Annotated in this window: 23 protein-coding genes and 3 pseudogenes; 14 read left to right on the top strand and 12 right to left on the bottom strand. The window is 56.5% G+C overall.

What is annotated here, in order from left to right; translation table 11 throughout:
- Genes FW789_RS22355 through FW789_RS22345 form a run of 3 tightly spaced genes read right to left on the bottom strand, consistent with a single transcriptional unit; the run spans position 1 to position 4,077 of the window.
- Positions 1–1,434: an FAD-dependent oxidoreductase gene (locus tag FW789_RS22355; RefSeq protein WP_446432062.1), complete on the bottom strand. Its 1,434-nt coding sequence runs from the start codon at positions 1,432–1,434 to the stop codon at positions 1–3.
- Positions 1,435–1,440: 6 nt separating this feature from the next.
- Entirely contained in the window at positions 1,441–2,886 is a 1,446-nt protein-coding gene (locus FW789_RS22350; RefSeq protein WP_446432061.1) for an aldehyde dehydrogenase family protein, read from the bottom strand.
- A gap of 9 nt (positions 2,887–2,895) precedes the next feature.
- The gene (locus tag FW789_RS22345; RefSeq protein ID WP_446432060.1) at positions 2,896–4,077 is read right to left on the bottom strand and encodes an aromatic ring-hydroxylating oxygenase subunit alpha; all 1,182 of its coding nucleotides are present in this window, start codon (positions 4,075–4,077) and stop codon (positions 2,896–2,898) included.
- Between the two features lie 603 nt (positions 4,078–4,680).
- Here FW789_RS22345 and FW789_RS22340 point away from each other — a divergent pair.
- Positions 4,681–6,009 carry an MFS transporter gene (locus FW789_RS22340; RefSeq protein ID WP_446432059.1) on the top strand — a complete coding sequence of 443 codons (1,329 nt, stop codon included), beginning with the start codon at positions 4,681–4,683 and terminating at the stop codon, positions 6,007–6,009.
- Between the two features lie 514 nt (positions 6,010–6,523).
- On the opposite strand, the gene FW789_RS22335 is transcribed toward FW789_RS22340, so the two are convergent.
- Positions 6,524–7,423 (bottom strand): LysR substrate-binding domain-containing protein, encoded by a 900-nt coding sequence (locus FW789_RS22335; RefSeq protein WP_446432058.1) that lies wholly within the window; start codon positions 7,421–7,423, stop codon positions 6,524–6,526.
- 895 nt (positions 7,424–8,318) lie between these two features.
- Between FW789_RS22335 and FW789_RS22330 the strand changes: the two genes are divergently transcribed.
- From FW789_RS22330 to FW789_RS22320, 3 genes are all read left to right on the top strand, one after another.
- Positions 8,319–9,176: a glucose 1-dehydrogenase gene (locus FW789_RS22330; protein ID WP_446432057.1), complete on the top strand. Its 858-nt coding sequence runs from the start codon at positions 8,319–8,321 to the stop codon at positions 9,174–9,176.
- 70 nt (positions 9,177–9,246) lie between these two features.
- Positions 9,247–9,753: a hypothetical protein gene (locus FW789_RS22325; RefSeq protein ID WP_207073529.1), complete on the top strand. Its 507-nt coding sequence runs from the start codon at positions 9,247–9,249 to the stop codon at positions 9,751–9,753.
- 9 nt (positions 9,754–9,762) lie between these two features.
- Positions 9,763–10,206: a DUF421 domain-containing protein gene (locus FW789_RS22320; RefSeq protein WP_103437542.1), complete on the top strand. Its 444-nt coding sequence runs from the start codon at positions 9,763–9,765 to the stop codon at positions 10,204–10,206.
- Between the two features lie 260 nt (positions 10,207–10,466).
- On the opposite strand, the gene FW789_RS22315 is transcribed toward FW789_RS22320, so the two are convergent.
- Complete coding sequence (locus tag FW789_RS22315; protein WP_103437543.1) at positions 10,467–10,763, bottom strand: DUF6555 family protein; 297 nt, start codon at positions 10,761–10,763, stop codon at positions 10,467–10,469.
- A gap of 296 nt (positions 10,764–11,059) precedes the next feature.
- Between FW789_RS22315 and cyoA the strand changes: the two genes are divergently transcribed.
- The 5 genes from cyoA (at position 11,060) to FW789_RS22290 (ending at position 16,126) form a co-directional block, all read left to right on the top strand.
- Positions 11,060–11,983 carry a ubiquinol oxidase subunit II gene (gene cyoA / locus FW789_RS22310; RefSeq protein WP_103437544.1) on the top strand — a complete coding sequence of 308 codons (924 nt, stop codon included), beginning with the start codon at positions 11,060–11,062 and terminating at the stop codon, positions 11,981–11,983.
- Positions 11,984–11,988: 5 nt separating this feature from the next.
- On the top strand, positions 11,989–13,962 hold the full coding sequence (cyoB, locus tag FW789_RS22305; protein ID WP_103437545.1) for a cytochrome o ubiquinol oxidase subunit I: 1,974 nt from the start codon (positions 11,989–11,991) through the stop codon (positions 13,960–13,962).
- A 3-nt stretch (positions 13,963–13,965) separates the two neighbouring features.
- Positions 13,966–14,577 carry a cytochrome o ubiquinol oxidase subunit III gene (cyoC, locus tag FW789_RS22300; RefSeq protein WP_446432056.1) on the top strand — a complete coding sequence of 204 codons (612 nt, stop codon included), beginning with the start codon at positions 13,966–13,968 and terminating at the stop codon, positions 14,575–14,577.
- Positions 14,577–14,915: a cytochrome o ubiquinol oxidase subunit IV gene (gene cyoD, locus FW789_RS22295; protein ID WP_103437547.1), complete on the top strand. Its 339-nt coding sequence runs from the start codon at positions 14,577–14,579 to the stop codon at positions 14,913–14,915. The genes cyoC and cyoD overlap by 1 nt, the downstream gene beginning before the upstream one ends.
- An 86-nt stretch (positions 14,916–15,001) precedes the next feature.
- Entirely contained in the window at positions 15,002–16,126 is a 1,125-nt protein-coding gene (locus tag FW789_RS22290) for a mechanosensitive ion channel family protein (protein ID WP_181107523.1), read from the top strand.
- A gap of 45 nt (positions 16,127–16,171) precedes the next feature.
- On the opposite strand, the gene FW789_RS22285 is transcribed toward FW789_RS22290, so the two are convergent.
- On the bottom strand, positions 16,172–16,390 hold the full coding sequence (locus FW789_RS22285) for a hypothetical protein (protein ID WP_103437549.1): 219 nt from the start codon (positions 16,388–16,390) through the stop codon (positions 16,172–16,174).
- Between the two features lie 188 nt (positions 16,391–16,578).
- Here FW789_RS22285 and FW789_RS22280 point away from each other — a divergent pair, with 188 nt between their 5' ends.
- The gene (locus FW789_RS22280) at positions 16,579–17,088 is read left to right on the top strand and encodes a ferritin-like domain-containing protein (RefSeq protein WP_103437550.1); all 510 of its coding nucleotides are present in this window, start codon (positions 16,579–16,581) and stop codon (positions 17,086–17,088) included.
- 39 nt (positions 17,089–17,127) lie between these two features.
- Here the strand turns inward: FW789_RS22280 and FW789_RS22275 are convergent, their stop codons facing one another.
- From FW789_RS22275 to FW789_RS22265, 3 genes and pseudogenes are all read right to left on the bottom strand, one after another.
- Positions 17,128–18,006, bottom strand: a complete 879-nt coding sequence (locus tag FW789_RS22275; protein WP_446432055.1) for a manganese catalase family protein — start codon at positions 18,004–18,006, stop codon at positions 17,128–17,130.
- Positions 18,007–18,067: 61 nt separating this feature from the next.
- A complete protein-coding gene (locus FW789_RS22270) occupies positions 18,068–18,424 on the bottom strand; it encodes a general stress protein (RefSeq protein ID WP_427117284.1) in 357 nt (118 codons plus the stop codon).
- A 267-nt stretch (positions 18,425–18,691) separates the two neighbouring features.
- Positions 18,692–18,833: pseudogene (locus FW789_RS22265) on the bottom strand (EAL domain-containing protein); the annotation flags it as partial.
- A 293-nt stretch (positions 18,834–19,126) separates the two neighbouring features.
- On the opposite strand from FW789_RS22265, the gene FW789_RS22260 reads away from it, so the two are divergent.
- Both FW789_RS22260 and FW789_RS22255 read left to right on the top strand, forming a co-directional pair.
- On the top strand, positions 19,127–19,270 hold the full coding sequence (locus tag FW789_RS22260) for a hypothetical protein (protein ID WP_181003803.1): 144 nt from the start codon (positions 19,127–19,129) through the stop codon (positions 19,268–19,270).
- A 56-nt stretch (positions 19,271–19,326) separates the two neighbouring features.
- A complete protein-coding gene (locus tag FW789_RS22255) occupies positions 19,327–20,658 on the top strand; it encodes an SDR family oxidoreductase (RefSeq protein WP_446432054.1) in 1,332 nt (443 codons plus the stop codon).
- A 139-nt stretch (positions 20,659–20,797) separates the two neighbouring features.
- Here FW789_RS22255 and FW789_RS22250 read toward each other — a convergent pair whose 3' ends face one another.
- Positions 20,798–21,184, bottom strand: a complete 387-nt coding sequence (locus FW789_RS22250) for an NUDIX domain-containing protein (protein ID WP_207073522.1) — start codon at positions 21,182–21,184, stop codon at positions 20,798–20,800.
- Positions 21,185–21,450: 266 nt separating this feature from the next.
- Here FW789_RS22250 and FW789_RS22245 point away from each other — a divergent pair.
- Positions 21,451–21,639 (top strand): annotated as a pseudogene (locus FW789_RS22245) (general stress protein); the annotation flags it as partial.
- A gap of 154 nt (positions 21,640–21,793) precedes the next feature.
- On the top strand, positions 21,794–22,792 hold the full coding sequence (locus tag FW789_RS22240) for an SDR family oxidoreductase (protein ID WP_411564744.1): 999 nt from the start codon (positions 21,794–21,796) through the stop codon (positions 22,790–22,792).
- Here the strand turns inward: FW789_RS22240 and FW789_RS22235 are convergent.
- Positions 22,781–24,478 carry an alpha-amylase family glycosyl hydrolase gene (locus FW789_RS22235; RefSeq protein ID WP_446432053.1) on the bottom strand — a complete coding sequence of 566 codons (1,698 nt, stop codon included), beginning with the start codon at positions 24,476–24,478 and terminating at the stop codon, positions 22,781–22,783. The two genes, FW789_RS22240 and FW789_RS22235, sit on opposite strands and share 12 nt — an antisense overlap.
- Positions 24,435–25,644 (bottom strand): annotated as a pseudogene (locus FW789_RS22230) (alpha-amylase family glycosyl hydrolase). Before FW789_RS22230 ends, FW789_RS22235 begins: the two are co-directional and overlap by 44 nt.
- Positions 25,645–25,672 lie beyond the last annotated feature (28 nt).

Raw genomic sequence — 25,672 nt, 5'->3', positions numbered from 1 at the left:
TTATTTTGATCCCACGATAGGCAATGATTGGCATTCAGCGAGCAAGCCTGTCCGGCGCTTCTGCGCTTGACGTCCCAGTAGTACAAATCCGGTGACACGATCTGACTGATCTCTATGACTAGCCACCAGGCCGTCTTGAAGAGAATCGACATGCCAATCACCTGAACTGCCGACGGGTGGCGGAAGAACAGATAACGGCGCTGACGGAGTCTTCACGGTTATAGGCATGAGGGGGTAGTGAACGACTGTCGGCTCCCCCAGAAGCGTGCGCGCCAATGCTCTGATCCCCTCATTTATCGGAGCGAGATAAGGCAGCAATTGCCCATTGATCTCGATGCAATCGCCGATGGCGTAGATATCCTTCTCAGAGGTCTGCAGGTGCGCGTCCACTTTGACCCCGCGTCCGCATTCGATGCCACTAGCACGAACAAAACCGACATTAGGGAGCAGTCCGACAGCGGACAATACAAAGTCCGCGACTACTACCTCACCGTTGGCGAGCCGGATGTCGAAGCCGTTCTCTCGCCTATGGATAGTGGATATGGTCGTTTGCAAACTCCACTTAACCCCGAGTTCAGACAGCTTCTTCTGCAAGTGCACGCCCGCTGCTTCTGGTAGCAGTCGACTCATGGGCCATACCCCCAAGCCGATGACATGTACTTGATAGCCAACCGACGCAAGGTCGTTTGCGAATTCGCAGCCGATCAAGCCTTCACCCAGAATGGCGATATTCTTGGCGGTGGGCAGCTTGTCTCGGAACAACTCGTAATCCGCCAGAGTATTCACGCTCAGCATGCCTTCAGCATCGCCCTGTACGGGAATCCGAATAGGGCTGGCACCACTCGCGATCACGAGCTTACTGAAGCTGATCTCGCCAAAGTTGGTGTAGATCCGCCTCTGCTCCGCATCGATCCGCTCCACTAGGCAATAGGGATAAACACGGATCGACAGACGCGCTTCGATTTGGAATGGTGCTTCATCAATCAGGAGCGCGGCGCCTTTATCCTGCGCCAAGGCAACGGACAGGGTCGGCTTGTAGTATCGGTGGCCTGACTCGCTAGTAAGGACACTGATCTGGACATTCGGATCTGCTTTCCGGATAGCCTGCGCGAGTCCATAGCCCGCATGGCCGCTACCAATGATCACGATGGGCTCTGCAATCCGAGCCGGAACAGTAGCATTCGGGGCTTGAGTCGCAGCAGCCTTTCCAGGTACTTGCGCTGGGGGTACAGCAGTAACGGCCGGCGGAACCGCCAACGGCTCCGAGCTGGTAATTTCTAGCATTTCAAAGTCGGCCTTACCCACCTTGCACTCTGGGCATACCCAGTCATCAGGAATGTCTTCCCAGCGGGTGCCCGGAGCGATGCCGTCGTCTGGCCAACCCAAAGCTTCATCGTAGATCCAGCCGCAGATGATACAGAGCCACTTTTTCATAGTGCCTTACTCACCCGCGACCTTGATGGCTACGTTCTTGGTACGGACATAGCTGTACAGCGCTTCCTGACCGCGCTCGCGCCCATAACCGGAAAGCCCAACGCCACCGAAAGGCACTTCAATGCCACCGGCATACCATTCGTTAACAAACACCTGACCCGAACGAAGTAGCCGCGCACAGCGCATGGCCCTGTTCAGATCTTGAGTGAACACGCCTGCCACCAATCCGAAATTAGTGCCGTTTGCGATGGCAATAGCCTCCGGCTCATCGTCGAAAGGAATGATCACCAGGACTGGGCCAAAGACTTCTTGCTGGGCGATAGTCATGTCAGGCCGCACATCCCTGAAGACGGTTGGTAAAAGGAAATTACCCTGACTATTGCTGGCCGCTTCACCTCCTGTAACCAGCACTGCTCCTTCTTCTTGAGCGCGCTGACACATCTGCTGAATCTGACTCAGCTGCCTGGCAGAGATCACTGGCGTAAGATCGTTCCCGTCAATACCACCCCCAACTGACAACCCTTGCGCCAAATCTTCAACGCGGGAGACCACAGATTCATAAACCGAGCGGTGAACGACCAGCCGGGACATCGCGGAGCACACTTGGCCCGCGTTAAAGAAGATGCCCATTCGCACGCTCGCCATGAGTTGGTCGAGATCGGCATCCGGGAATACGACAGCAGCTGACTTGCCTCCGAGTTCCATCACACATGGAGTCGCATTCTCGGCAGCAAGCTTGAGAATGGTTTGCCCAGTTACCACAGAGCCTGTGAACACAATCTGATCCACCTCCTGCCGAGCTGCGAGATACGACCCAACTTCCCGACCACTCCCGCACAGCAGGTTGACCGCGCCGTCGGGAAGACCCGCACGTTCGATCGCCTCGAAGAGAACGCACATCCCCAATGGCGACAACTCAGGAGATTTCACAACCACAGCATTACCTGCAGCTAGCGCCGGCGCCAAGGCACGAGCACAGATTGAGACCGGGAAATTCCACGGGACGATTTGCAAGGAAACGCCCATTGGGTCGTAAACGGTAAAATCCATGTAGCCGTTACCCAGAGGGATCGATACGCCTTCAATCTTGTCTGCCATGCCACCGTAATATTCGAAATACCGCGCAGCCTCGACGAATTCGTCCCTGGCTTCTGCTAGGGTCTTGCCGTTCTCGGCACACAGTACTTTCGCGCCCTCCTCGGCAATGGCGCGGATCTCCTGCGCAATCCGGTTCATCCACGTAACACGCTCGGCAGGTCTCGCGGATGAAAGCACCCTGGAGTCGGCGCATCGACGCGCGGCCGCCAGAGCCATAACAGCGTCTGAGATTGAAGCCTTGGCGATTGTGCCGGTGGGGTAATTCGTCGCAGGATTCAAGACTTCAAAGGTGTCGTCGCTGTCACACCATTTACCGTCGATGAAATTCAGCCAATGTTTCTGATTCATGTGCATTCTCCCGGCTCACGCCTGCGCTTTTTCGAGAAGTGTTTCAGCAGCCCAGCGATGGAAGAAATGCGTAGGAATGTCCATTTCCGGCGAAAAAACGCCTCCCTTGTATCCGGGGGAACTGCGGCCTTTCTGCATACCTTCAACCGACGCGATATCCTCACCGAACACGACTTTCCAGGATTCCATGATCGCGTCACGGGATGCCTTGTACTGTTCGCCGAGCGCCTCATCGCCGATGTAATAAACGCGCAAGTGCTCAATGGTGCGGCTCGGGGAAATAGGCTGAAGCATCATGGCGAAGACGTGGTCAGCCTGAATTCCGATCAGCGTATTAGGGAAAAACGCAACATACTCTGCCGTCTTCGTCCGGTCTGCTGGCCACGAAGGGAATACAGGCAGGGTTGTGCCCGCGATCGTCGATAAGTTGTAGGCGTAACTGCCCTGGCCTGCGAATTGACGATCAAAGAGAATGTTGTAGTGGTCTTCAAGGCGAGAGTACGTGTTCAGGCTTGGATGAACCCAGGGCAAGTGGTAAGCCTCACAGAAGTTCTCAACCGCGAGCTTCCAGTTACACTCGACTTCAAGGGCCATCGATCCACCGTCGGCTTCCTTTCTCATGAGTGACCCACCGTCGGTACCGAGAAACTGAATCCAACGCTCGGTCAGAGGAGCCAGCTTTTCTTCGAGAGGCGCTGCGTCACCGGACATGTTCACCAACACCATGTCCATGTAGATCGCGCTGCGCAGAGGTTTGAGCCCATGCTTTTCGCAGTTGAATCGGTCATCCTTGTGGACATCGATACCACCCACATGCGGTGTGCCTCTCAACGCGCCGTTCAGGTCGTAAGTCCACGAGTGATAAGGGCAGCGAATCACACCTTGGATCGGGCCTTCTTCCCTCACCAGCTTCACGCCGCGATGGCTGCAAACGTTATGGAAGACTTTCAGCTCACCTTCACGATTGCGCATCATCAACAAAGGTAACCCCATGAAATCAAGGGGCTTCACATAGGAGTTCTGCGGCAAATCGCTCGCAAATCCGATGCAAGTCCAGCCCTTGCCCATCAGCTCATCGCGTTCCAGTTCAAAGAATTTCTGTTCGGTGTAGAACTCATTGGTCAAGCCGTGAGCGTGCTCGATCGGGTTCAATACGCTCGCAAGATTGTGAACAGGAATCAGGGTTTTGGCTGTCATTGTTATTTTCTCCAGCGGCCTCGGTGGTCGATGACCTCATTTAAAAATCTCGCCCCAACACAGACAAACGAATATTTCTCCATCACTTATTAGCCAGAGGAATAAATAAACATGAGCGACATGAACCGCTAGACCCGAATTAGATTTATTCCTGCGACTCATAAATGCATGAGAATTACTACGTTGTCTACGAGACTTGGATACCGCATTCTCGTATTGCCCCACCTCTGCAATAGCATCTAAACAAAGAGAATCGGAAAGGAATTAAAATTCATTTTATGTTCGATTGCCGAACCTTTGCAGCACAGGCGAAACCAGTGAAGCGCTTAATATATTCGATGTTATGGACTGGTCAATCTCAAGCATTGATTACATTTAAGGCTCGCTAGCGCAGTTCCTCGGCTAGCTCATGAAGTAGCCGCTACCACTCACTACTCACCAAACTCAGGAAAACCACGCAAACCGTTTAACAACTGAAAGTATCGACCATTAATATCAGCGCCACCCAATTCCGCTGGAAACTCTCTATCTGATTACGGTCGTAATAAGACGCCTTGCTCTCTAACGACCAACAATAAAAATTCAGCCGTATCAGGAGATAACATGAAAAACAAAGTCCACAGTATCGAAGACCTGCCTTGGAACCGCTTTCATCGACTGCTGACCTGGCGATCTGCAGGCGGCTCTTTCGTTGACGGGTACGTTTTGAGTCTCATTGGCGTCGCATTGATGCCGACTTCTGCCGCCCTAGGCTTCGATAGTTTCTGGGAGGGCATGATCGCCGCTTCCGCTTTGATGGGCATATTTATAGGAGGCCTGTTTGGAGGCTGGCTGACTAACCAGTTTGGACGACGTGCGATCTATTATGTTGGCCCAGTTTTATTCACGCTCGCCTCATTGGCTCAATACTGGGTACAGGATGCACAGACCCTGTTCTTCCTCCGCTTGATTATCGGCGTAGCGGTGGGAATCGAATATCCCGTTTCAACGTCAATGTTGGTTGAATTCTTGCCGAAAAAAGAGCGCGGTCCTAAGCTGGGATGGTTCGTCATCGTCTGGTTTATTGGCGCCGCAGCGGCGTACGTCGTTGGTGAACTGATCCTGCGTACAGGCGGCCAAGATGCTTGGCGTCTGGTACTCGCCAGCGCCGCAGTGTTCAGCTTCATGCTGTTGCTTCTACGCATTGGTACGCCTGAGTCTGCCCGCTGGCTGATTACCAAAGGCCGCCTCCGCGAAGCTGAGCAGGTTGTCAAGTCAGTGTACGGTAATGAGTTCTCGCTGGATCACCTTCCAGAAGAACCACGGCAGCTCAAAATCTCTGTCTGGAGCTTGATCCGTGCCGGGTATGGCCGTCGTATGCTTTTCGTATCGATCTTCTGGACGTGTTGCATTGTTCCAATCTTTGCGGTCTACGCATTTGCACCAAAGGTTCTTCAAGCTCTGAACATCAAAGACGACTGGGCTTCGATTGGCTCCGTTACTATCACTGCACTGTTTGTAGTCGGTTGCATGGTCGCTACACGTGTGATCAACAGCCTCGGGCGTCGAAATCTTCTGATCGGCAGCTTCTTTTTCTCAGGAATCGCGCTCTTCGGCTTAGGGCTGTTTCACGACGCCCCTCCGTCGATAATCCTGGCGCTTTTCGGTGCTTACGCCGTTTTCATCGGGGGCGCTCAAGTCCTCACGATGGTCTATCCCAACGAATTGTTCCCTACTGAAATCAGGGCACAAGCTATGGGCTTGGGGACATCCATCTCGCGTATCGGTGCAGCCGCTGGCACATACGTGGTACCCGTTGCCTTGGTTGATTACGGCATCGCAAACACCATGTACGCTGCCGCCGCGATTACCATTTTCGGCTTGATCGTGAGCTGGATGATGGCTCCTGAAACTCGATCACTGAGCCTACAGCAGGCTGCTGCACTCAACTGATCAATTCTGTGGGCGGGTAACGCACCGCCCACACATTAAAATATTGAATTCACTACCTCGCCCTTGCCGGGCATCAATGAGTAGCAGCTGCTTGCAGCGCCAAGTAATGCTGTGCCAGCTTACTAGATCGCCTAAAACCATGACGACAAACATATCAAAGCGGTATGAACTCAGCCAGGCCGTATGGTCTACACTGATCATTAATGGCAAGCTGCTTCCTGGCATTACCTATTACATGCTGGAGTCCAATGACTCATGGTGCAGTTACTGGATGAAAATGGACAGTAAATGCCAGTCAGTTCTGCATCGTCACACTGACGTCGAGCTGATCACGATCCTGTCTGGATCAGTCCAGGACTCAACTGGCGCTCACTATGAGCCGGGGGACTGTATCGTCTATACAATAAACTCAGAGCATCAGTTGTACTCTGCAAATGGGTGCACGATGCTTGTAGTTGAGTCAAAACCGCCTATCATTTATTAAAGTTTGACGAGGCGCCTATGGCGCCTCGTTTTACATAAATGGCATTTGGTCGATCAGCCAATTCCTAAACTTGTCCACCCCCTTCTGATTGCGAGAATAGCTATCTGACTCGATCAACCAGAATTTCGATCCCGTTTTCAAAACATTCGTCATTGGTTTTATCAGCGATCCGCTCCGCAGGTAGTCGTCCACCAGATAGGACCATCCTAGTGCGACACCTTGACCGTCAAGGCACGACTGCAGCAGCATTGAATAGCTATTAATCTTGAGCTTGCGCTTAGGCGTTGGCGCGGCTATCTCCAGACCTTCAAACCACTCCGACCACCCAAGCCAATCCTTTTGCATATCTTCTAAATACAGCCAAGTACAATCGGATAAACCTTCGGGCGTGGCTAGCCGTGGATTCTTGAGCAAGTACTCTGGGCTGCATACAGGGAAAATCTCTTCGTCAAACAGGGCTGTGGCTTTGCACCCACGCGGTGGATGACGAAGATAATTCAAAATAATATCAAACTGAGCTAGTTGACTAGGGCTATCCGATGCGACGATCCTGAGTTCTATTTCCTCGTTGGAAGCTTGAAACGTTGATACTTTAGGCATCAACCAGAGAGACGCCATTGCAGTGGTTGCAGCCACTGTCAACTCTTGGCTACCGTGAACACCACGGATTCTGTCTGTCCCGTCCGCCAGCAAACACAGTGATTTTCTGACCACCTCATAGTAATCCACACCTGCTGGCGTCAATTCCATTTTCTTCGTACTTCTCAGCAGAAGTTCTTTGCCAAGGTAATCTTCTAGCAGTTTAATCTGCTTGCTCACTGCGCCTTGGGTGACACTCAATTCGACTGAGGCTTGGGTGAAGCTCAGATTTCGTGCGGCGGACTCAAACGCAATAAGGCTATTCAACGGTGGCAGTGGAAAGCTTCTCATTCCCAGACCTCTGAGGGCTCTTTTTTTGTTCAGCCATCTTAACCAATCGCAAAGCCTTGCTCCAGAGCTTTCGAAGCCCAACTGACAGGATCGTCTGATCGGTAGCCGATGATCGGCGTGTGCTCTCTGGCTATTTGCAAAAGAATAAATCCCACAGCACAGCACCGGCCACCACTAAAATAAGCCGCTATTAACATACCACCCACTCTCAGCTGCACTTAAATACCCCAACCCCGTCGCAGTTTAATATGAAGCGGAAGCCACATATAAACTCAGATATCCATATATCCAGCCTACGCTGCACTGGAGGAGTATCACACGCATATAATCAAACGACATTTCCTAAATTGCCATACATACACTGTCGCAGCTGCCCCCACACTCTTACGAGCCTGCATCAAAAAGCCCAGAAGACTATCAAAATCGCCATGTGTCTCGGCTAAGCTCGACTGGTTTTATCAAACTAGCAGCGAAGCTTTCCGGATACCGCTTACTTCCTCCAGCACTCAAACGTTCGCTTCTCGCCGAGAGCTTCTGACGGCAGTAGGGTAGCTAGAAGGGGGCGCCTACGTGGCCCTCCCCTACTTCAAGCACCAGCGCAGCGGCATTTCGGGCCGGCTGACGCGATGGGGCCTAGATCGCAGCCCGAGGAGCGAGATATCGTTTGGAAACCTGTTCAATCCACCTAGTGCTCGGCGCAGTGTGCAAGGTGGTGGGCGCTGCCTTACTGGGAATTATTGCTGGTTTTGCCGTCTCCCGTTCGCAAGCAAGCGTCGCTCGCACTCCAATAAGTCGTTTTGACCGCTTGTCGTTCAAAACAGGCATTCAGTTCAACAGTGGCTTCTCCAACCTTTCGAACTGAGGTGAGTGTTCTTAACTGCAGGAGCTTCCCACCATGAGCAACTACCCTACTCCTCCATTTCCATCCCAACCGCAAACCGTGCCAGGTTCACAGCGCAAGATGGAGCCTTATCCAGACTGTGGTGAACAGACCTATGCCGGTAACAACCGGCTTGAAGGTAAAGTCGCATTGATCACGGGTGCCGACAGCGGCATCGGACGGGCTGTGGCCATTGCGTATGCCCGTGAGGGCGCAGACGTTGCCGTTTCCTATCTGGATGAGCACGAAGATGCGCAAGAGACTGCGCGCTGGGTTGAAGCTGCTGGCCGTCAGTGCCTGCTGCTTCCCGGCGATCTGGCGCAGAAACAACAGTGCTACGACATTGTCGACAAGACCGTGGCGCAGTTCGGTCGTATCGATATTCTGGTCAATAACGCCGCTTTCCAGATGGCTCATGAGAGCCTGGACGAGATTGACGACGATGAGTGGGTGAAGACCTTCGATACCAACATCACCGCCATTTTCCGCATTTGCCAGCGTGCGCTGCCCTCGATGCCAAAAGGCGGCTCGATCATCAACACCAGCTCGGTCAACTCTGACGACCCGTCACCCAGCCTGTTGGCATATGCCGCCACAAAAGGTGCGATTGCCAATTTCACCGCAGGCCTCGCCCAACTGCTGGGCAAGAAAGGCATACGGGTCAACAGCGTGGCACCCGGTCCGATCTGGACACCGCTGATTCCTGCCACCATGCCAGATGAAGCCGTCAGGAACTTCGGCGCGAGCTACCCGATGGGTCGTCCTGGCCAACCGGTTGAAGTCGCACCGATCTACGTCTTGCTGGCATCGGATGAAGCCAGCTACATTTCCGGTTCGCGCTATGCTGTGACCGGAGGAAAACCCATCCTGTAAGCGTGGTGCTGAGGCTCGATATTGCGGGCCTCAGGCCTTTCCCGCAGTGAGTGCGCTTGAGGAAATGGCCATGGCGAATGATGAACTGGTTTCAAGAAGTCTACCCGTCCAGGAAGACATGGCCATGCAGCAGCGCGTCTGGCGCTTCGAACGCGTGGGTTGGTATCTGCTGGTGGTCATTGTATTGCTTGGATTGGCCGGCCTCTTCGGCAATGGCCCTCTCAGTAATGCCCAGACCACTAGCGCGGATGGCCGGCTGCATGTCGAATATCAACGGCTCAGCCGAAGCGGAACGACTGACAACTTGCGTATTACTGTGCGCGGTAGCGCCCGTAAACCAATCATGTTGGAACTCGACGGTTCGCTGCTGAGCAAAGCCAGCATTGAAACCATTCAGCCTGAACCGCAAGCGTCGCTCTCACAAGGCAAGGCTATCTTGCTTGAGCTGGGTACCAGCGACGATGGGGTTGCCACTCTTTACCTGACGTTGCGCAGCGAGTATGTGGGCACGCTTGAAGGCGTGGTCAGGGCAGGCCCATCCAGTGCAGTCCACTTCTCCACCTTCCTGTTTCCTTAGGAGCCATTCATGGATTCGATCCTTCGCGCCGCAGGCATGTACATCGCATTGATGCTGTTGTTTCGCATCGCTGGAAGACGCTCTCTGGCGGACCTGACAACCTTTGACTTCGTGCTGTTGCTGATTATCGGCGAGGCGACCCAGCAGGCGTTGCTGGGTGATGACTTTTCCTTTACCAACGCCATGCTGGTCATCGCGACGCTGATCGTCCTGGATGTGGGCCTGTCGCTCGCCAAGCTAAATTCCAAACCATTAGCGCGGCTTCTGGATGGCCATGCAACGCTGGTCGTCGAGCACGGACGTTTTCTGCACCACCGCATGCGCAGAGCACGTCTGACGGAAGACGACATCCTCGAATCGGCACGTGATAGCCAAGGAGTTGAAAAAGTCGAGCAGATCAAATTTGCCATTGTGGAGCGCAACGGAAAGATATCGATCATACCCGTCGAGTAATCCCTTCATTGCGCTCTCACCAGGCTTTCCTTAGTTCTTCTGGCTTGCGCCTAGAAAGCTCATGAATAAACAGGTCGTCAACTGTCTTACTTGCAGGCATGTCGTGTCTCCTAAAGTATCACCGGGTTTCTTCGAAGGCTGCTGAGATACTATGAACGTCTTCACAGTACGCCCAAGCGCCTCGCGACATACCGCTCCCACCTCGTTTTTAAAACGCCAGGACGGATTATCCCTGGCGTTTTCGTGCTACCGACGGCGGCTTATGCGTTGCTCGTGCCGCTGTTCGAGAACTTCTTGACATCGATAGGCGGAGCGACAAACTCGGCCCCTTGGCCTGACGCCCGCCAACGTACATCGGAAATGCCATACCGTTCCGCCATGGGCCGGCTGACCTTCTTTAGATTGTGCTGGCCAAATCTGGGAATGATCCCCACCCCCGCATCGCAGCTTGCCCAGTGCCAGGCCTCGGTGTTGTTCATCCGCTCAAGCCGGATGATGAAGGTCCGGAATTCTCCATGTAGCTCATACTCGATTACGTAAAGCTGCGGTTCTGCCATAGGAATCTCCTCCATTGATTCAGGCTAATGGAGCGAACGAACGCAAAAAAATTCAGCGATTCTGACTGACCGGTCATCGCTCCTGTAGCGTCGCATTCGCGTGGCGGAACGAAAGCGCTACGACTTGCAGTTTTTTGGGTACTTCCACGTTGAACAGCCCGCCGGCTTGTGCAAAGCGTTCTTTTTGGATGATTGCCATTCGTCGTCTATGGGCGAATTGCAGTCAACCTTCCTGCCCTGCTCATCCTTCTAAATGAACAAGCCAAAACATTCGCCAACATTTACGGGACAAGGACATGGCAAACGTATCCACAAAGGGCACCCGGCTGCTCGGGCTGATGCTGCTGGGGCTCGTCATGTTGCAGGTGGCGGGCTGCGACATGGTGTTGTTCAACCCCAAAGGCCAGGTGGGGTTGGAACAACGCAACCTGATAATCCTGGCCACGCTGCTGATGCTGATTGTGGTGGTCCCGGTCATGATCATGGCGTTGGTCTTCTCGGTGCACTACCGGTCCTCCAATGAGAAGGCCCGCTACACCCCGGAGTGGAGCCATTCTCGGGCCATCGAAGCGGTGGTGTGGGGTGTGCCACTGGTCATCATCATCGTGCTCGGTATCGTGACCTGGCGCTCTACCCATGCTCTGGACCCGTATCGACCGCTCGAATCCGACAAGCCGTCGGTCAAAGTCCAGGTGATCGCCACCGATTGGAAGTGGCTGTTCGTCTACCCCGAACTCGGCATTGCGTCCGTCAATGAACTGGCAATGCCCGTGGATACGCCTGTGGACTTTCGCGTGACCGCTGATGGCGCCATCACCTCGTTCTTCATCCCTGCACTGGGCGGCCAGATTTACGCCATGGCTGGCATGCAGACGCAGTTGCACCTGATCGCCAATCACCCAGGCACCTACACCGGCATCGCCGCCAACTACAATGGCCCAGGGTTCTCGGACATGCACTTCAAGGCGCTGGCGCTTGACCAGGCTGGCTTCGATGCCTGGGTCGCCAAAGTACGCAGCTCAGAACGTCAGCTCGACCCGGACGGCTATGCCCGGCTGGCCAAACCGAGCGTCGCTCACCCGGTGGAGCATTACGCTGCGGTCACCCCTCAGCTGTTCCAGTCACTCATCGACAAGTATCAGGGCGTCAACCGTTCTCGCGAGGTCGAGCGGCGTTTGAGCGACCCGCAAGGTGAAACGCCGCAAGGCAGCAAGGAGTAACGCACATGTTCGGAAAATTGAGCTGGGACGCCATCCCCCTCGACGAGCCCATCATCATGTATACCCTCGCCGTGGTCGGTCTGATCGGCATTGGCGGGGTCGGTGCCATCACCTACAAGCGCAAATGGACGTACCTTTGGAAGGAGTGGTTCACTTCAGTCGATCACAAGCGCATCGGTGTGATGTACATCGTTGTCGCCCTAGTGATGTTGCTGCGCGGTTTCGCCGACGCGTTGATGATGCGCACGCAGCAAGCGATGGCATCGGATGGCTCACCCGGCTATCTACCGCCGGAACACTACGACCAGATTTTTACCGCCCATGGCGTGATCATGATTTTTTTCATGGCCATGCCGTTTGTGGTCGGCCTGATGAACATCGTGGTGCCGCTGCAGATCGGCGCGCGTGATGTGGCTTATCCGTTCCTCAACGCAGTGAGCTTCTGGCTGTTCGTCTCGGGCGCCTTGCTGGTGAATATCTCGCTCGGTATTGGTGAGTTCGCCCGCACCGGCTGGGTCGCCTACCCGCCGCTATCGGGCATAGGTTACAGCCCTGGGGTGGGGGTCGACTATTACATCTGGTCACTGCAAATATCCGGCATAGGCACTTTGCTGACGGGGCTGAACTTCTTCGTCACTGTTCTCAAAATGCGCACGACCGGCATGACACTGTTTCGCATGCCGGTATTCACCTGGACGGTGCTGTGCACGTCGATCCTGATTCTGGCAGCCTTCCCGATCCTTACCGCCACCTTGTTCATGCTTAGCCTGGACCGCTACTTGGGCATGCATTTCTTCACCAACGAGATGGGCGGCAACCCGATGATGTACATCAACCTCATCTGGGCCTGGGGTCACCCGGAGGTTTACATTCTGATTCTGCCAGCCTTCGGCATCTTCTCGGAAGTGGCGTCGACGTTTTCACGCAAGCGCCTGTTCGGCTACCACTCACTGGTGTGGGCGACCATCGTGATCACCGTGCTGTCGTTCATCGTCTGGGTGCACCACTTCTTCACCATGGGCGCAGGGCCGAACGTGAACGCCTTCTTCGGCATCATGACCATGATCATTGCCGTGCCCACCGGGGTAAAAATCTTCACTTGGCTGTTCACCATGTACCGCGGTCGGGTCCGTTTTGAAACGCCGATGTTGTGGACCGTAGGTTTCATCGTCACCTTCAGCATTGGCGGTATGACCGGTGTACTGCTGGCCGTGCCGGGCGCCGACTTCTTGCTGCACAACAGCCTGTTTCTGATTGCGCATTTCCATAACGTGATCATTGGGGGAGCAGTATTCGGTTACCTCTGCGGCCTCACCTACTGGTTCCCCAAGGCCTTTGGTTTCAAGCTCTATGACCCGCTGGGCCGCGCAGCGTTCTGGTGCTGGCTGGCCGGCTTCTACTTTGCCTTCATGCCCTCCTACTTCCTCGGTTTCATGGGCATGACCCGGCGCCTGAACCACTTCAACGTGCCGGAATGGCGCCCCTTCCTGTTACTGGAAATGGTTGGTGTGCTGATCATCCTCTGTGGCGTGGCCTGCCAGGTCATGCAACTGGTCGTGAGCATTCGCAAGCGCCACGAAAACCGCGACCACACCGGTGACCCATGGGACGGACGCACACTGGAATGGGCTACCGCGTCGCCGCCGCCGTTCTACAACTTCGCCGAGCAGCCGGTGGTCCACGGTATCGACGCGTACTGGGGAATGAAGGAGCGTGGCGTCAAGACATTGATCGAGGCGGATTTCCGCAAGATTCACATGCCCTGCAATACCAGCCTGGGCGTGGTGATCGGCGTGCTCAGCACTGTCCTGGGCTTCGCGTTGGTGTGGCACATCTGGTGGCTGGTGATTACCAGCCTGCTTGCCACAGTCGCAGTTTTGGTCGTACGTAGCTACGACCAGCATACCGAGTACTACGTCACGGCCGAGGAAGTCGAACGCGTAGAAACCGAACGGCGCCAACTGATGGCGGAGGCCTGAACCATGTCGCATATCGTTCTGAATGAGTCTGTCCATCAGCAGGAGCACGGTTACGAGGATGCCGGCTCTCTGAGCCTGTTCGGCTTCTGGATTTACCTGATGACCGACTGCGTTTTGTTCGCCACCTTGTTCGCCACCTATGCCGTACTGGGCCAGGCGGTGGCCGGTGGTCCCAGCGCGGCGGACATCTTCGAACTGCCCTACGTGCTTGCAGAAACCTTTCTATTGCTGTTCAGCAGCATTACGTATGGCTACGCCATGCTGGCCAACCATCGCAAAGACAAGCCTCGAGTGCTGCAGTGGCTGGGCATCACCTTTGTGCTAGGCCTGGGGTTCATCGCCATGGAGATCAACGAGTTCCATCACTTGATCGCCGAAGGCTACGGCCCGCAACGCAGCGCATTCCTCACCGGGTTCTTCACGCTGGTCGGCACCCACGGCCTGCATGTGCTGGTTGGCTTGGTGTGGATGGCCCTGCTGATGATTCAAGTGCAACAGCGCGGCCTGTGCTGCGTCAACTCCACACGGCTTAGCTGCCTGAGCCTGTTCTGGCACTTTCTCGACATCGTGTGGGTGTGTGTATTTACCGTCGTCTACCTGTTCGGGGTGATCTGATGAGCAGCGAAAGCCAGGTTCACAGCAGTGCCGGCGCCAGCCAATCCAGCCACAAGACCTACAACATTGGCTTCGTGCTGGCCGCATTGTTGACGCTGATTCCGTTCGCACTGGCCCTGTATCCCAGCCTCTCGCGCAGTGTCACCTTCTTGCTGATATTGATCTGCGCAGTGATCCAGATCCTCGTGCACATGGTGTTCTTCCTGCACCTGACTACCGCCCGTGAGCAACGCTGGAGCTTGGTAGCCTTGGTGTTTACCGTCGTGATCATCGTGCTGCTGGTGGGGCTCTCGCTGTGGATCATGTACTACGTGCATTACAACATGCTGGGTTTGTGAAATCCGATCGACCTGCGGCGCCTCATTGACGTCCAAGCACATTGACCTGCTTATCAATCCAGGGCAACCAAGGAGGCTAACCGCCAATGAATGATCGACTCATTGCATTGTTCACCGACACCACTGTATTCGGTATCTCCATTCTCAATGTGCTTGTAGCACTGTGCGTGGCACTGCTTACGTTTCTGGTGGCCCGCGCTGCCATCAGTTTTCTGTTGCGCCGGGTCCGGCATTGGTCCGAGCACGATGGCGCGGTGAGCCAGGTACTGGCCAAAGTAATGTCAGGTACCAGCAACTTTTTGCTGTTCCTCGCCTCGTTGCTGGTGGGCCTGAGCATGCTCGACCTGCCAGAGCGCTGGCTGACTCGGGTCAGCAGCCTGTGGTTCGTGGTTGCCGCCTTGCAGATCGGCCTGTGGGCCAACCGCGCCATTGGCCTGGGGTTGAGCCGCTATTTCGCCCGCCACAATACCACCGGCCTGAACCAAGGCAGTGCGTTGGCCACCCTTTCGGCCTGGGGCGCGCGGGTGCTGCTATGGTCCGTGGTGCTGCTGGCAATGCTGTCGAACCTGGGGGTGAACATTACCGCCTTTGTCGCCAGTCTGGGCGTGGGCGGCATCGCGGTAGCCTTGGCCGTGCAAAACATCCTCGGCGATCTGTTCGCCTCGCTGTCGATTGCGGTGGACAAGCCCTTCGAAGTCGGGGACTTCATCGTCATCGGACCGCTGGCTGGCACCGTCGAACACGTTGGCCTTAAAACCACGCGCATCCGTAGCCTCGGTGGCGAGCAGATCGTGATGGCCAACGCCAGCATGATCAGCAGCACGATCCAGAACTACAAGCGCCTGCAAGAACGGCGGATCGTGTTTGAATTCGGCCTCTCTTATGACACGCCTACCGAGGCGGTGAAAAAAGCGCCGGCCATCGTGGAAGAAGCCATCAAAGACCAACAGCAGGTACGCTTCGACCGCGCACATCTGCGCGGCTTCGGCAAGGAAGCGCTGGAGTTCGAATGTGTCTATATCGTCAAGGACCCAGGCTACAACCTGTACATGGATATTCAGCAGGCCATCAATTTTCGGCTACTGGAGCGCTTCTCCACGGTAGGGGCCAAATTCGCCGTGCCGGTACGCGCAATCAAAGTCACCGCCTTGCCAGAGGAAGCCAACCGGCTGAGGGAAGGCCGTGAAGAGCGAGGCCTCAGAGGCGCTTGAACAAGGGCATGAGGGGGCATCTCGCCCCCTTGCCCGCGGCCTGATTCAAGGCTGTTGATAATGGCCGGGCGACGTGCCCGGTTCATGATCGTGTTTCTGCCGCTGCACTTGTACGTCCGTGAAAGAGGACGCTTCGTTGCGGTGCAAGCCTTGCAGGTACTCGCGGGCAGCCTCCCGGCTAAGGTCTTCTTCGTCGCTGCGAAATTCGCAAGTGCCGGGCTGGTTGTCGAGGATGTAGCTGATCAAATAAAGGTACTTGGCCATCGCTGGGTTCTCCGAGGCTTGCAGACGGGGACGACTCATTGGGTTGATTCAGGCTGGAGCGTTGGCGTTCAGCATGGCTGACGACTGGCTCTAATTTGATGCTTTGGGTGCCATCTGTCGTTTCAATCGATCATTACAGCACTGACGTTTTCCCAACTGTACCCATCACTGGAAGTGAGGTACTTGAAATGACAACGGTACAAGACAATCTGCTGGACTGGCTGCGCGACGCACATGCCATGGAGCAACAGGCCGAGAGCATGCTCAAGGGCCAGGCCGAACGTCTCGAACATTATCCGGAGCTCAAGGGACGTATCGTTCAGCACATCGAAGAAACCCAAGGGCAACAACGTCTGCTGCTTGAATGCATCGAGCGATTGGGGGGCAGCACTTCGACGCTCAAGGACCTTGCCGGCAAGCTCATGGCGTTCGGCCAGGCTGTCGGTGGCATGGTCATGAGCGATGAAGTGGTCAAGGGCGCCATGTCTGGCTACGTATTCGAAAACATGGAGATCGCGTCGTACACGGTATTGATAGAGGCGGCCGAAGCGGCCGGTGACACCGCCACCGCGCAAGCCTGCAGGTCCATACTCAAGGAAGAAGAAGCGATGGCTCAGTGGCTCAAGGATCACCTGCCGGAAATTACCCGGGCGTTCCTGGCCCGGTCTGCCAACCCGGACACCGAGGCCAAACGCTAGAATGAGGCCCGCAGCGGACACTCTCCGCTGCGGGTATTTTCAGGCCGGCTGGTCGCCGTTGACCTTGCCCAGTTCAGCGCCGGTCAAGGGTTGTGCTTCGGGATTGGATTGAGTTCTGACTTTCATGGCATCGGCAGCCGCAGCCGAAGCCTGGTCAAGCTGAACACTTGCCATGCCATCGCCGCCATCCACGGCAGGTTCTGGCTGGTCGACGTAATTCCAATCCGGTCCCTCGTTCCACGACCCCCGCACTTCTGCCCCATCAGACATATTGAAGTAGGTGCGGTTGAAGGCCGGATCACCGGGCAGCTTGCCCTGCGGGAAGTTCGGTTGAATCGAGTGCAGGGCCTTTTCGAACGACATCTGGTGGGCGATTTCCCGGCTCATCAAAAAGCCGAGGGCATCCTTGATACCGGGGTCATCAGTGACATTGATCAGTCGCTCGTAAACTATCTTCGCCCTGGCCTCGGCGGCAATGTTCGAACGCAGGTCGGCAGTAGGTTCGCCGATGGTGTCGATGTAGGCGGCCGTCCAAGGGATGCCGCCAGAGTTCACCAGGGCCGCACCACCGCCATACAGCAAGCTGGTGATATGCGAGTCGTTGCCGGCGCCGGTCAGCGAGCGATACAGCTCACCTTCCGCTTCAACCCCCTCGGCCAGGCGCCCCTTGGCCCCCTTGTTGAGCATGACCACGATTGAGCCAATAATCTCCAAGTGGCTCAACTCTTCCGTGGCAATGTCGAACAGCATGTCCTTGCGCCCTGGGTCGTCCTCCGCCACCGCCTGGGTGAAATAGCGCATGGCCGCAGCCAGTTCGCCCTGCGGGCCACCGAATTGTTCCAGCAGCAGGTTGGCCAGCCCAGGGTTGGGCTCGGCGACCCGCACGGTATATTGCAATCGCTTGTTGTGCATGAACATTGGCAAAATCCTCATCAGCTCGCCGGGGCGGCCAGAGCCGCCCCGGTCGATTCAACGGTGATCAGCGATCGTCATCGCTCTTGCGCCCGCCGCCATGGCTGTGCTGGCCGCCTTTGCGGCCTGCCTCCGAGGCTTTTTCCCGGTCGTTGGCAAAGTTGCCACCAGAGGCCTGGCCGCCTTTCTGGCCTGCTTCTGAGGCACGCTCAGGGTCGTTCTTGAAGTTGCCGCCTGATGCTTGACCACCTTTGTGACCCGCTTCGGACGCACGTTCAGGATCGTTCTTGAAATTGCCGCCCGACATTTGGCCACCTTTATGACCTGCTTCGGATGCTTTCTCCCGATCATTGGCAAAGTTGCCTGGGTTGGTGTTGGCGTTGCCGCCCTGGTTGTTACGGTCATTGTCTTGGTTGTTAGCCATGATCTTTCACCTCATGTCGTTAACACAGGATGTTCTGTGTTCACTAATGACCTGCAGCAACGGCTTGAAGGTGAAAGAAATTGTGCGATCCCTGACGAAACGCTCGAAGATATTGGGCACAAAACATTCGGGCAAGATAAGCCGTAGCTTCATTAATCAGTGCATCGGGGCATTTCAGCTCTCGGCTGTCGAGCGAGCATGAGCCGTATCAGGGTGTCGATGTCGACCGGTTTGCTGAGCAGGAAACCTTGCACTTCATGCACTCGCACTCTTGCCTAAGGATTGAACGAAACGTTTGTCGATCTGAATGCTGTCCAACGGGTAGGTTCAGATAGCCCAGTGAAGAGTAACCGGTGCCGAAGTCATCCATGTGCAACCGAACGCCCGATTCCCCCAGTGCGTCCATCGACCATGGCGTAGCGGCTGCCGTCATTCATCGAGTACGAACACGCCGTCAGCGGTAAACAGCGTGGGGCCTACGTTGTCTTCATCAAAAGCCCACTGCACACGTTTGATCAAGTGACCCGGCAATCCGGTAGAGAGACACCAACCCGACGATCAGTACCACCATCAACAGGCCGGCAAACACTACGATCAGTTGCCGGACCTCGGCAAGGGTTGAATTGCCGAACAATCAGATGGAACAGCCAGAGCATGACGGCTGCCTAATGGAAGGCAAACCTAATGCACAGGAGCCACCCCATGGAAGCCCCCAACGAACACGACCCGTATATCGATGATGTCCCTCAGAACCCAGGTGAACCCGCGCCCAAACCCGACCCTGGCCAACAGGCTCCCGATTGGCCTGACGATCAGGTGCCACCCGAAGAGCAGTCCGATGGCTGATGCGCTTGGGCAATGCCCACGCCATAACCCATTGAAACCAGGCAGAGGTGTCAGCCATGATCGATAAAGCAACGGGTATGAAGCCAGGAGAACGCTATTGCGTCGAGAACGTTGCACGTGCGCATCAATTTGCAGGCTTTTTTCTGGACGGTAAATATTATCTGGGGCCCGAGCTGCTGAGCGCCGTTGGCTGGCTCGACGGGCAGCGGTTTATCTATGACAGCCTGAATGCCGAGGGCGAACCGGTTTTCCCCGATCGGGTTGCCGGTCGCATTGAAAACCTCACGTTGAAGCTGGTCGACGGGACGTCACTCGAACTGACGCGAATCGAGGCTGATATGTCTGCTTCCAGTGTGGACGATGAATTGCCAGAGGCTGATCAGCCCTTGAGCGAGCCAAACGGCAAAACGTTCACAGGACCGCTGCGTGGCAAAGTGGTGGTTATCACCGGTGCATCCAGTGGCATTGGCCGCGCTGCAGCGCATGCGTTTGCCTGCAAAGGCGCACGCCTGGTCCTCGCTGCACGCGATGAAAACGCCCTGTTCGAAGTACTCGATGAATGCACCGAGTGCGGTACCGATGCCGTTGCGGTTAGCACTGACGTTACCCGAAGCGCGGATATGCAGGCGTTGGCAGCGCGCGCCGCCGAATTCGGCAAAGGCCGCATCGATATATGGATCAACAATGCAGGTGTGGGTGCCGTGGGGCGTTTCGACCAAACACCCCTTGAAGCCCACGAGCAAGTGATTCAGACCGATCTGATCGGCTACTTGCGCGGTGCCTATGTCGCCTTGCCTTACTTCAAGGCGCAGCGAAGCGGCATCTTGATCAATACCTTGTCACTGGGAAGCTGGGTCGCTCAACCCTATGCGGCTGCGTATTCGGCCAGCAAGTTTGGCTTGCGCGGCCTGACCGAAGCCCTGCGCGGCGAGCTCGCCGAGTTTGCAGATATTCATGTCTGCGATATCTACCCCGCCGTGATGGATACCCCGGGGTTTCGTGACGGTGGCAACTACACCGGGCATGCACTCAAGCCGCCAGGGCCAATCTATGACCCCGAGCGCGTAGCCAAGGCAATGGTGAACTGTGCGATCACACCGAGGGCTTCCACGACGGTGGGAAGCGCAGCCCGCGTAGCGCACCTGGCCAGCTATATCGTTCCACGGCTTGGCCACATGGCAGGCTGGCTGGCGCGTCTCGGATGGAGCCACAGCCCCGCCGTCAGCGTTTCATCGGGAAACCTGTTCGCCCCGCCAAGCGGCGAGCGCCAGGTACATGGCGGATGGCGTGAAGGCCAGCAAAAAGTCCCCCTATTAGTGGGTGTCGCCGTGTCGTTGCTGGTGGGCGCCTGCGCCTACGCGGTGCTGCGCAACCGCACTGAAAGATAACGCCCGTTGTTCATCACGCAACGGGTGGGAGCACGGCAATATCATTCAGCTCACGGACCCGACCGGCCAGCATGTGCATAGCCCTGCAGCGTCCCCGAGGCCAGACGATGCCAACAGCCGCTCAAGTCCTTGAGCCGTGTCAGGCGATCAGTGCGGGTAGCTCGCGTGCCAGCAGTGCGGCAGCAGCGGGCTTGAGCAGTGACGGTGCCAATTTTTCGCGCTGTACCCACTTACACGCCACGATCTCGTTTTGCGGCACAGGGTGGTCTCGCTCATCGATCTGCATCGTGAAGATGTGATGAACAATATCGCCCGCACGAAGGGTACACAGCGGGACCAAGCGCTCACGGCAAATGCCTGTTTCCTCTTGGAGTTCGCGAATGGCCGCATTCAACGGGGCCTCGTGCGGCTTGACGCCGCCCCCTGGAAAATTCCATTTGCGCGATTTGCGGCGCACCAGCAACACCCTGGCCCCGCGAAAGCACAACACTGTTGCTCTTGACCTGAGCCTGCCTGGCTTGGACATGCCCACCTCCTTCACCATTCTATATGACGGTGGACTGGTTCCCTACAGCTCAGGTTCAAGTCAAAAGCGTGTTGACGTTGCCTAATACCTTGATGCCAAAGCATTTGAGCGCCATAGATTGCCGACTTTTATCTTTAGTGCAACTCATCGGCAAATGTCCACATCACCCGAGACAATCGCGCCGCGCCTACCGTCCTAGTTGAACACAGACTTTCCTGTGTGCTGACATGAGGTGAAAGATCATGGCTAATAATCAAAGTAACCGTGGCAATCAAGGCGGCACTGCTCAAAACAACCCAGGCAATTTCGCAAACGATCGGGAAAAGGCGTCCGAGGCCGGGCGCAAAGGGGGGAAAGCTTCAGGCGGCAACTTCGCCAATGACCGTGAACGTGCATCCGAAGCCGGCCGCGTTGGTGGCCAGCACAGCCACGGTGGTGGTCGCAAAAGTGAATGACCTCGCGTGACTGAGGCCAGGTCAGCATGCTGACCTGGTTTCACGCTGGCATGGCTGATCAGTCCGAGCCTTGGCGCGGGCTGATCAGCGCCCTCTCCCATCGACGCGTTGAAGCCGTGCATTGAACCCCTTCGGCCAAGGCGTCTCTACAGCAATGAAGCCGTTAATTCAGGCAATCAGAATGAACAGTGATCGTTCGGTCGTGGTGATCTGTGGGGCGAGCGCCGGCGTCGGCCGCGCTACTGCCCTTGTGTTTGCAGCGGCGGGCTATTCCTTGGCGCTGATTGCACGGGGCACCGAAGGTTTGGCACAAACTGTCGAAGATGTGCAGGTCTATCCCGTGCGCACGCTGGCTATCAGCCTGGACGTAGCCAATGCGCATGAGCTCGATGAAGCTGCCCGACGCGTGGAGGCCGAGCTTGGACCCATTGCCATCTGGATCAACTCAGCCATGGTGACGGTTTTCTCGCCCGCAGAGCAGCTCGCAGCAGACGAGCTCAAACGGGTCACGGACGTTACGTATCTGGGCACAGTGCATGGCACCCTGGCTGCGCTCACTGTCATGCGGCCGCGTAATCGAGGCCTGATCATTCAGGTTGGCTCGGCATTGGCCTATCGGGCAATACCTCTGCAAGCCGCTTATTGCGGGGCAAAATTCGCGGTAAGAGGGTTTACCGATGCGCTGCGCTGCGAGCTGCTTCATCAACGCAGCGCGATCAAACTGTGCATGGTACAGCTGCCGGCCATCAACACACCGCAGTTCGATTGGGCATGCAATAAATTGAATAGGCGGGTATGCCCTGTTCCGCCTGTCCATGATCCCTATGTGGCGGCACGGGCCATTCTAAGTGTGGTCGATGCACCACCGCGCGAGCTCTGGGTCGGCCTACCCACCCTAGGTGCCATCGTAGGCACGTTCTTCTTCCCCGCCCTGCTGGATCGCAAGCTGGCACGGGACGCCTGGACCGGTCAAATGGAAGGCCCAGTGCAACAACCTGCTCAAGCAGACAATTTGTTCGAGCCGGTACGCGGACTACATGAGGTCGCCGGACGCTTCACCCGCGGGGCGCGAACCCGCGCGTTGGCCTTGACGGCGCGGGGCGCAATCCTGGCGCTGTTCCTGACCGCCGCATTGATCGGCTTATTGGTCTGACCCGCCCTGCACGCGTTTGAACCAACGGTATCCATAAGGGTTGAGTTCTTGCGAGGCGTGTCGCGATTCGGCGTATTCGGCGTATTCGGCATATTCGGCATATTCGGCATATTCGGCATATTCGGCATATTCGGCATATTCGGCATATTCGGCATATTCGGCATATTCGGCATCGGCCATGATCGGCTTCAAGCCTTGATGTGCTAGCGTTACCTTGGCACGCGTGCCGCCCAGATTAGCGACCATCAATACGTTGACCTGCTCGCCGTAGGCAATGGCAAACACGGCCGGGTGGTCAACCCTGACCAACCGCATGGGCTGACTGGCAATTTCCGGCAGGCCAGCGCGCACGCGCAATAAAGCGTTGACCCTTGCATAGAGTGACTCCTTGGCATGGAGTTGGGCGGCCACATTGATGATCGAATACGCAAAAGGCCCTTGGTCGATGAGTGGCGTGGCCAGTTCGCCAGTGGTAGAAGAGAACCCTGCGTTGCCCCCTTGCGTCCACTGCATCGGCGTGCGCACCGAGAGACGCTCGGGCAGGTTGAGGTCGTCCCCCATTCCGATTTCATCGCCATAACGCAGGATGGGCGTCCCCGGCAATGACAACAGCAGCGCGACGGCAAGTGCCTGATTATCGATGTTGCCTTGGAGCATTGGCGCCAGCCGACGCCGGATTCCGCGTCCATACACACGCATGTTCGCCTCAGGGGCGAACACGCGCATTACTTCAGCACGCTCTTGCTCGCTCAGCCGCTCCAGGTCCAATTCATCATGGTTACGCAGCCACACCGCATAACCAGCGTTTTCGGGCGCTGGCGGCCTCTGCTCGATCGCCCGGTAGAGGGGTTCGGCGTGTTGCCTGGCCATGGCAAGGAACAGATGATTGTTGAGCCAGAAATCCAGCACCAGACTCATTCGCTGGCCATCACCTAAATAATGCGGGAAACGCTCAGGCTCGACATCCACCTCGCCCATCAGAACACCCTCTGGGTTGATACGGGTGATCCAGCGATGCAGCCGCTGCAATAACCAGACACCTTCGCCCTCACGGCCGCGGCCCGCCTGCTCGACCATATGCGATGCGGCATCGAGGCGAAAACCATCGATGCCCAACGCCAGCCAACGCGACATGATGCGCTCGATTTCCCTGATTACATGCCGATTGCGCAGGTTCAAGTCTGGCTGGTAACGGTAGAAAAGATGACGATAATACTGACCTGCCTGATCATCCCACTGCCAGATGCTGTCTTCGACGGAAGGAAAGATCGGCTGATTGCCATCGTCAACAGGCGTGTCGGACCAAATGAAATAATCGCGGTATGGGCTGCTTCGGTCGTTGCGCGCTGCGACGAACCAAGGGTGCTGGTCGCAGACGTGCTGCATGACCAGCTCCAGGATGATACGCATGCCTCGTCGCTTGGCCTCGTGCACCAATTCAAGAAGCTGCGTTTCACTACCGAAGCGCCTGTCCAGCGCCCGATGGTCGGTCACGTCATAGCCGGCGTCGCGCCAGCAGGCTTCGTAGATGGGGGTCAGCCACAACGTACCTACCCCCAGCGCTTGCAGGTAATCCAGCTTCTCGATAATGCCACCCAGATCACCACAGCCGTCGCCATCACTGTCCAGAAATAACGAGGGATCAATCTGGTAGATGATCGTGGTCAGATGCCAATTCGTTGTCATGACGCCCTCTGTACAGAATGACCGCCTGCTCGCCCGCCAGCCGCCCAGTGAACGGGCAGCCTTCACCTTGCCTATCACTGGCAAGCTGGACTTGCCATTGCCCGGAGAGGGCAAAGACCTGTTCGGTGTCGCTGAAATTGATGCACACCACGCGCTCGTCGTCATCACACCAGCGCCGATAGGCCAGCACTTGCGGATGCGAAGGTAATTCCTGCCAGGCGCCTGTTGTCAGCGCCAGGCTGGCGCGGCGGCAGGCAATCAACCGACGATAGAGCTCCAGTAACGAACCTGCCTGCCCGGACTGGGCCTGCACCGACGACGCTCCCGCTTGGGGAGCAAAGGGCAGCCAGGTCGACCCTCCCGCCCAGCCGTGCGGGGGGCGGAGCGTCCAAGGAATCGGCGCCCGACTGCCATCGCGTCCGCCTGGGTCGACCCGCGTCTGCGCGTCGACGAGCACATCTTCCAGCCCGAGTTCCTCACCCTGGTAGATGAAAGGCGTGCCCCGCAAACTCAGCAAGAGCACTGCCGCTGCACGGGCGCGTAGCTCGGAGCCGCCATAACGGGTCCGGTGGCGACTGTTGTCATGATTGGACAACACTCACGTCGGCCAAGCCTGCAAGGGACCCAACTCGCTTTCCACTTCGCGGATACACAGACGAAATATGACCGGATCCCAGGTGGCATCCAGCGGCGGAAAGTTGAATGACATATGCAGCTCGTCACTGGCACCGTAATAGGCGGCAACCTGACGTGTGGAGCGTATGTTGACTTCACCGATCAACACACGCCCCGGGCTATAGCTGTCGACCAACCGACGCAAGCCTCGCAGTATCTCGTGGCTGTAGGGCTGGTCGTTGATATGCACCATCGCTTCACCCGCCAGGCAGCGCGAGTCGTCGGCGAAGTGGGGGTCCTTGCCGATACAATGCACCACATCCACCCGAAAGCCGTCCACGCCACGGCCGAGCCAGAAGCGCAGAACCTCATGCGCGGAATATCGGAGAAAGCCATAACGCATCGACCCCCAACGCCTGCAGGTAGTCGAGCCGGGTGCAGATGCCGCGAAAATCACCCAGACCATCGGCGTCGCTGTCGGCGAACGAGCGTGGATAAATCTGGTAGATCACAGCGTGCCTCCACCACGGTGAGCGAACGGCGCCCGTCATGTAAACTCCTTGCAGCAACCCATGCTGG

Source organism: Pseudomonas sp. 1121_17 (assembly GCF_052850745.1).
This window is presented reverse-complemented; position numbering and strand designations above follow the sequence as displayed.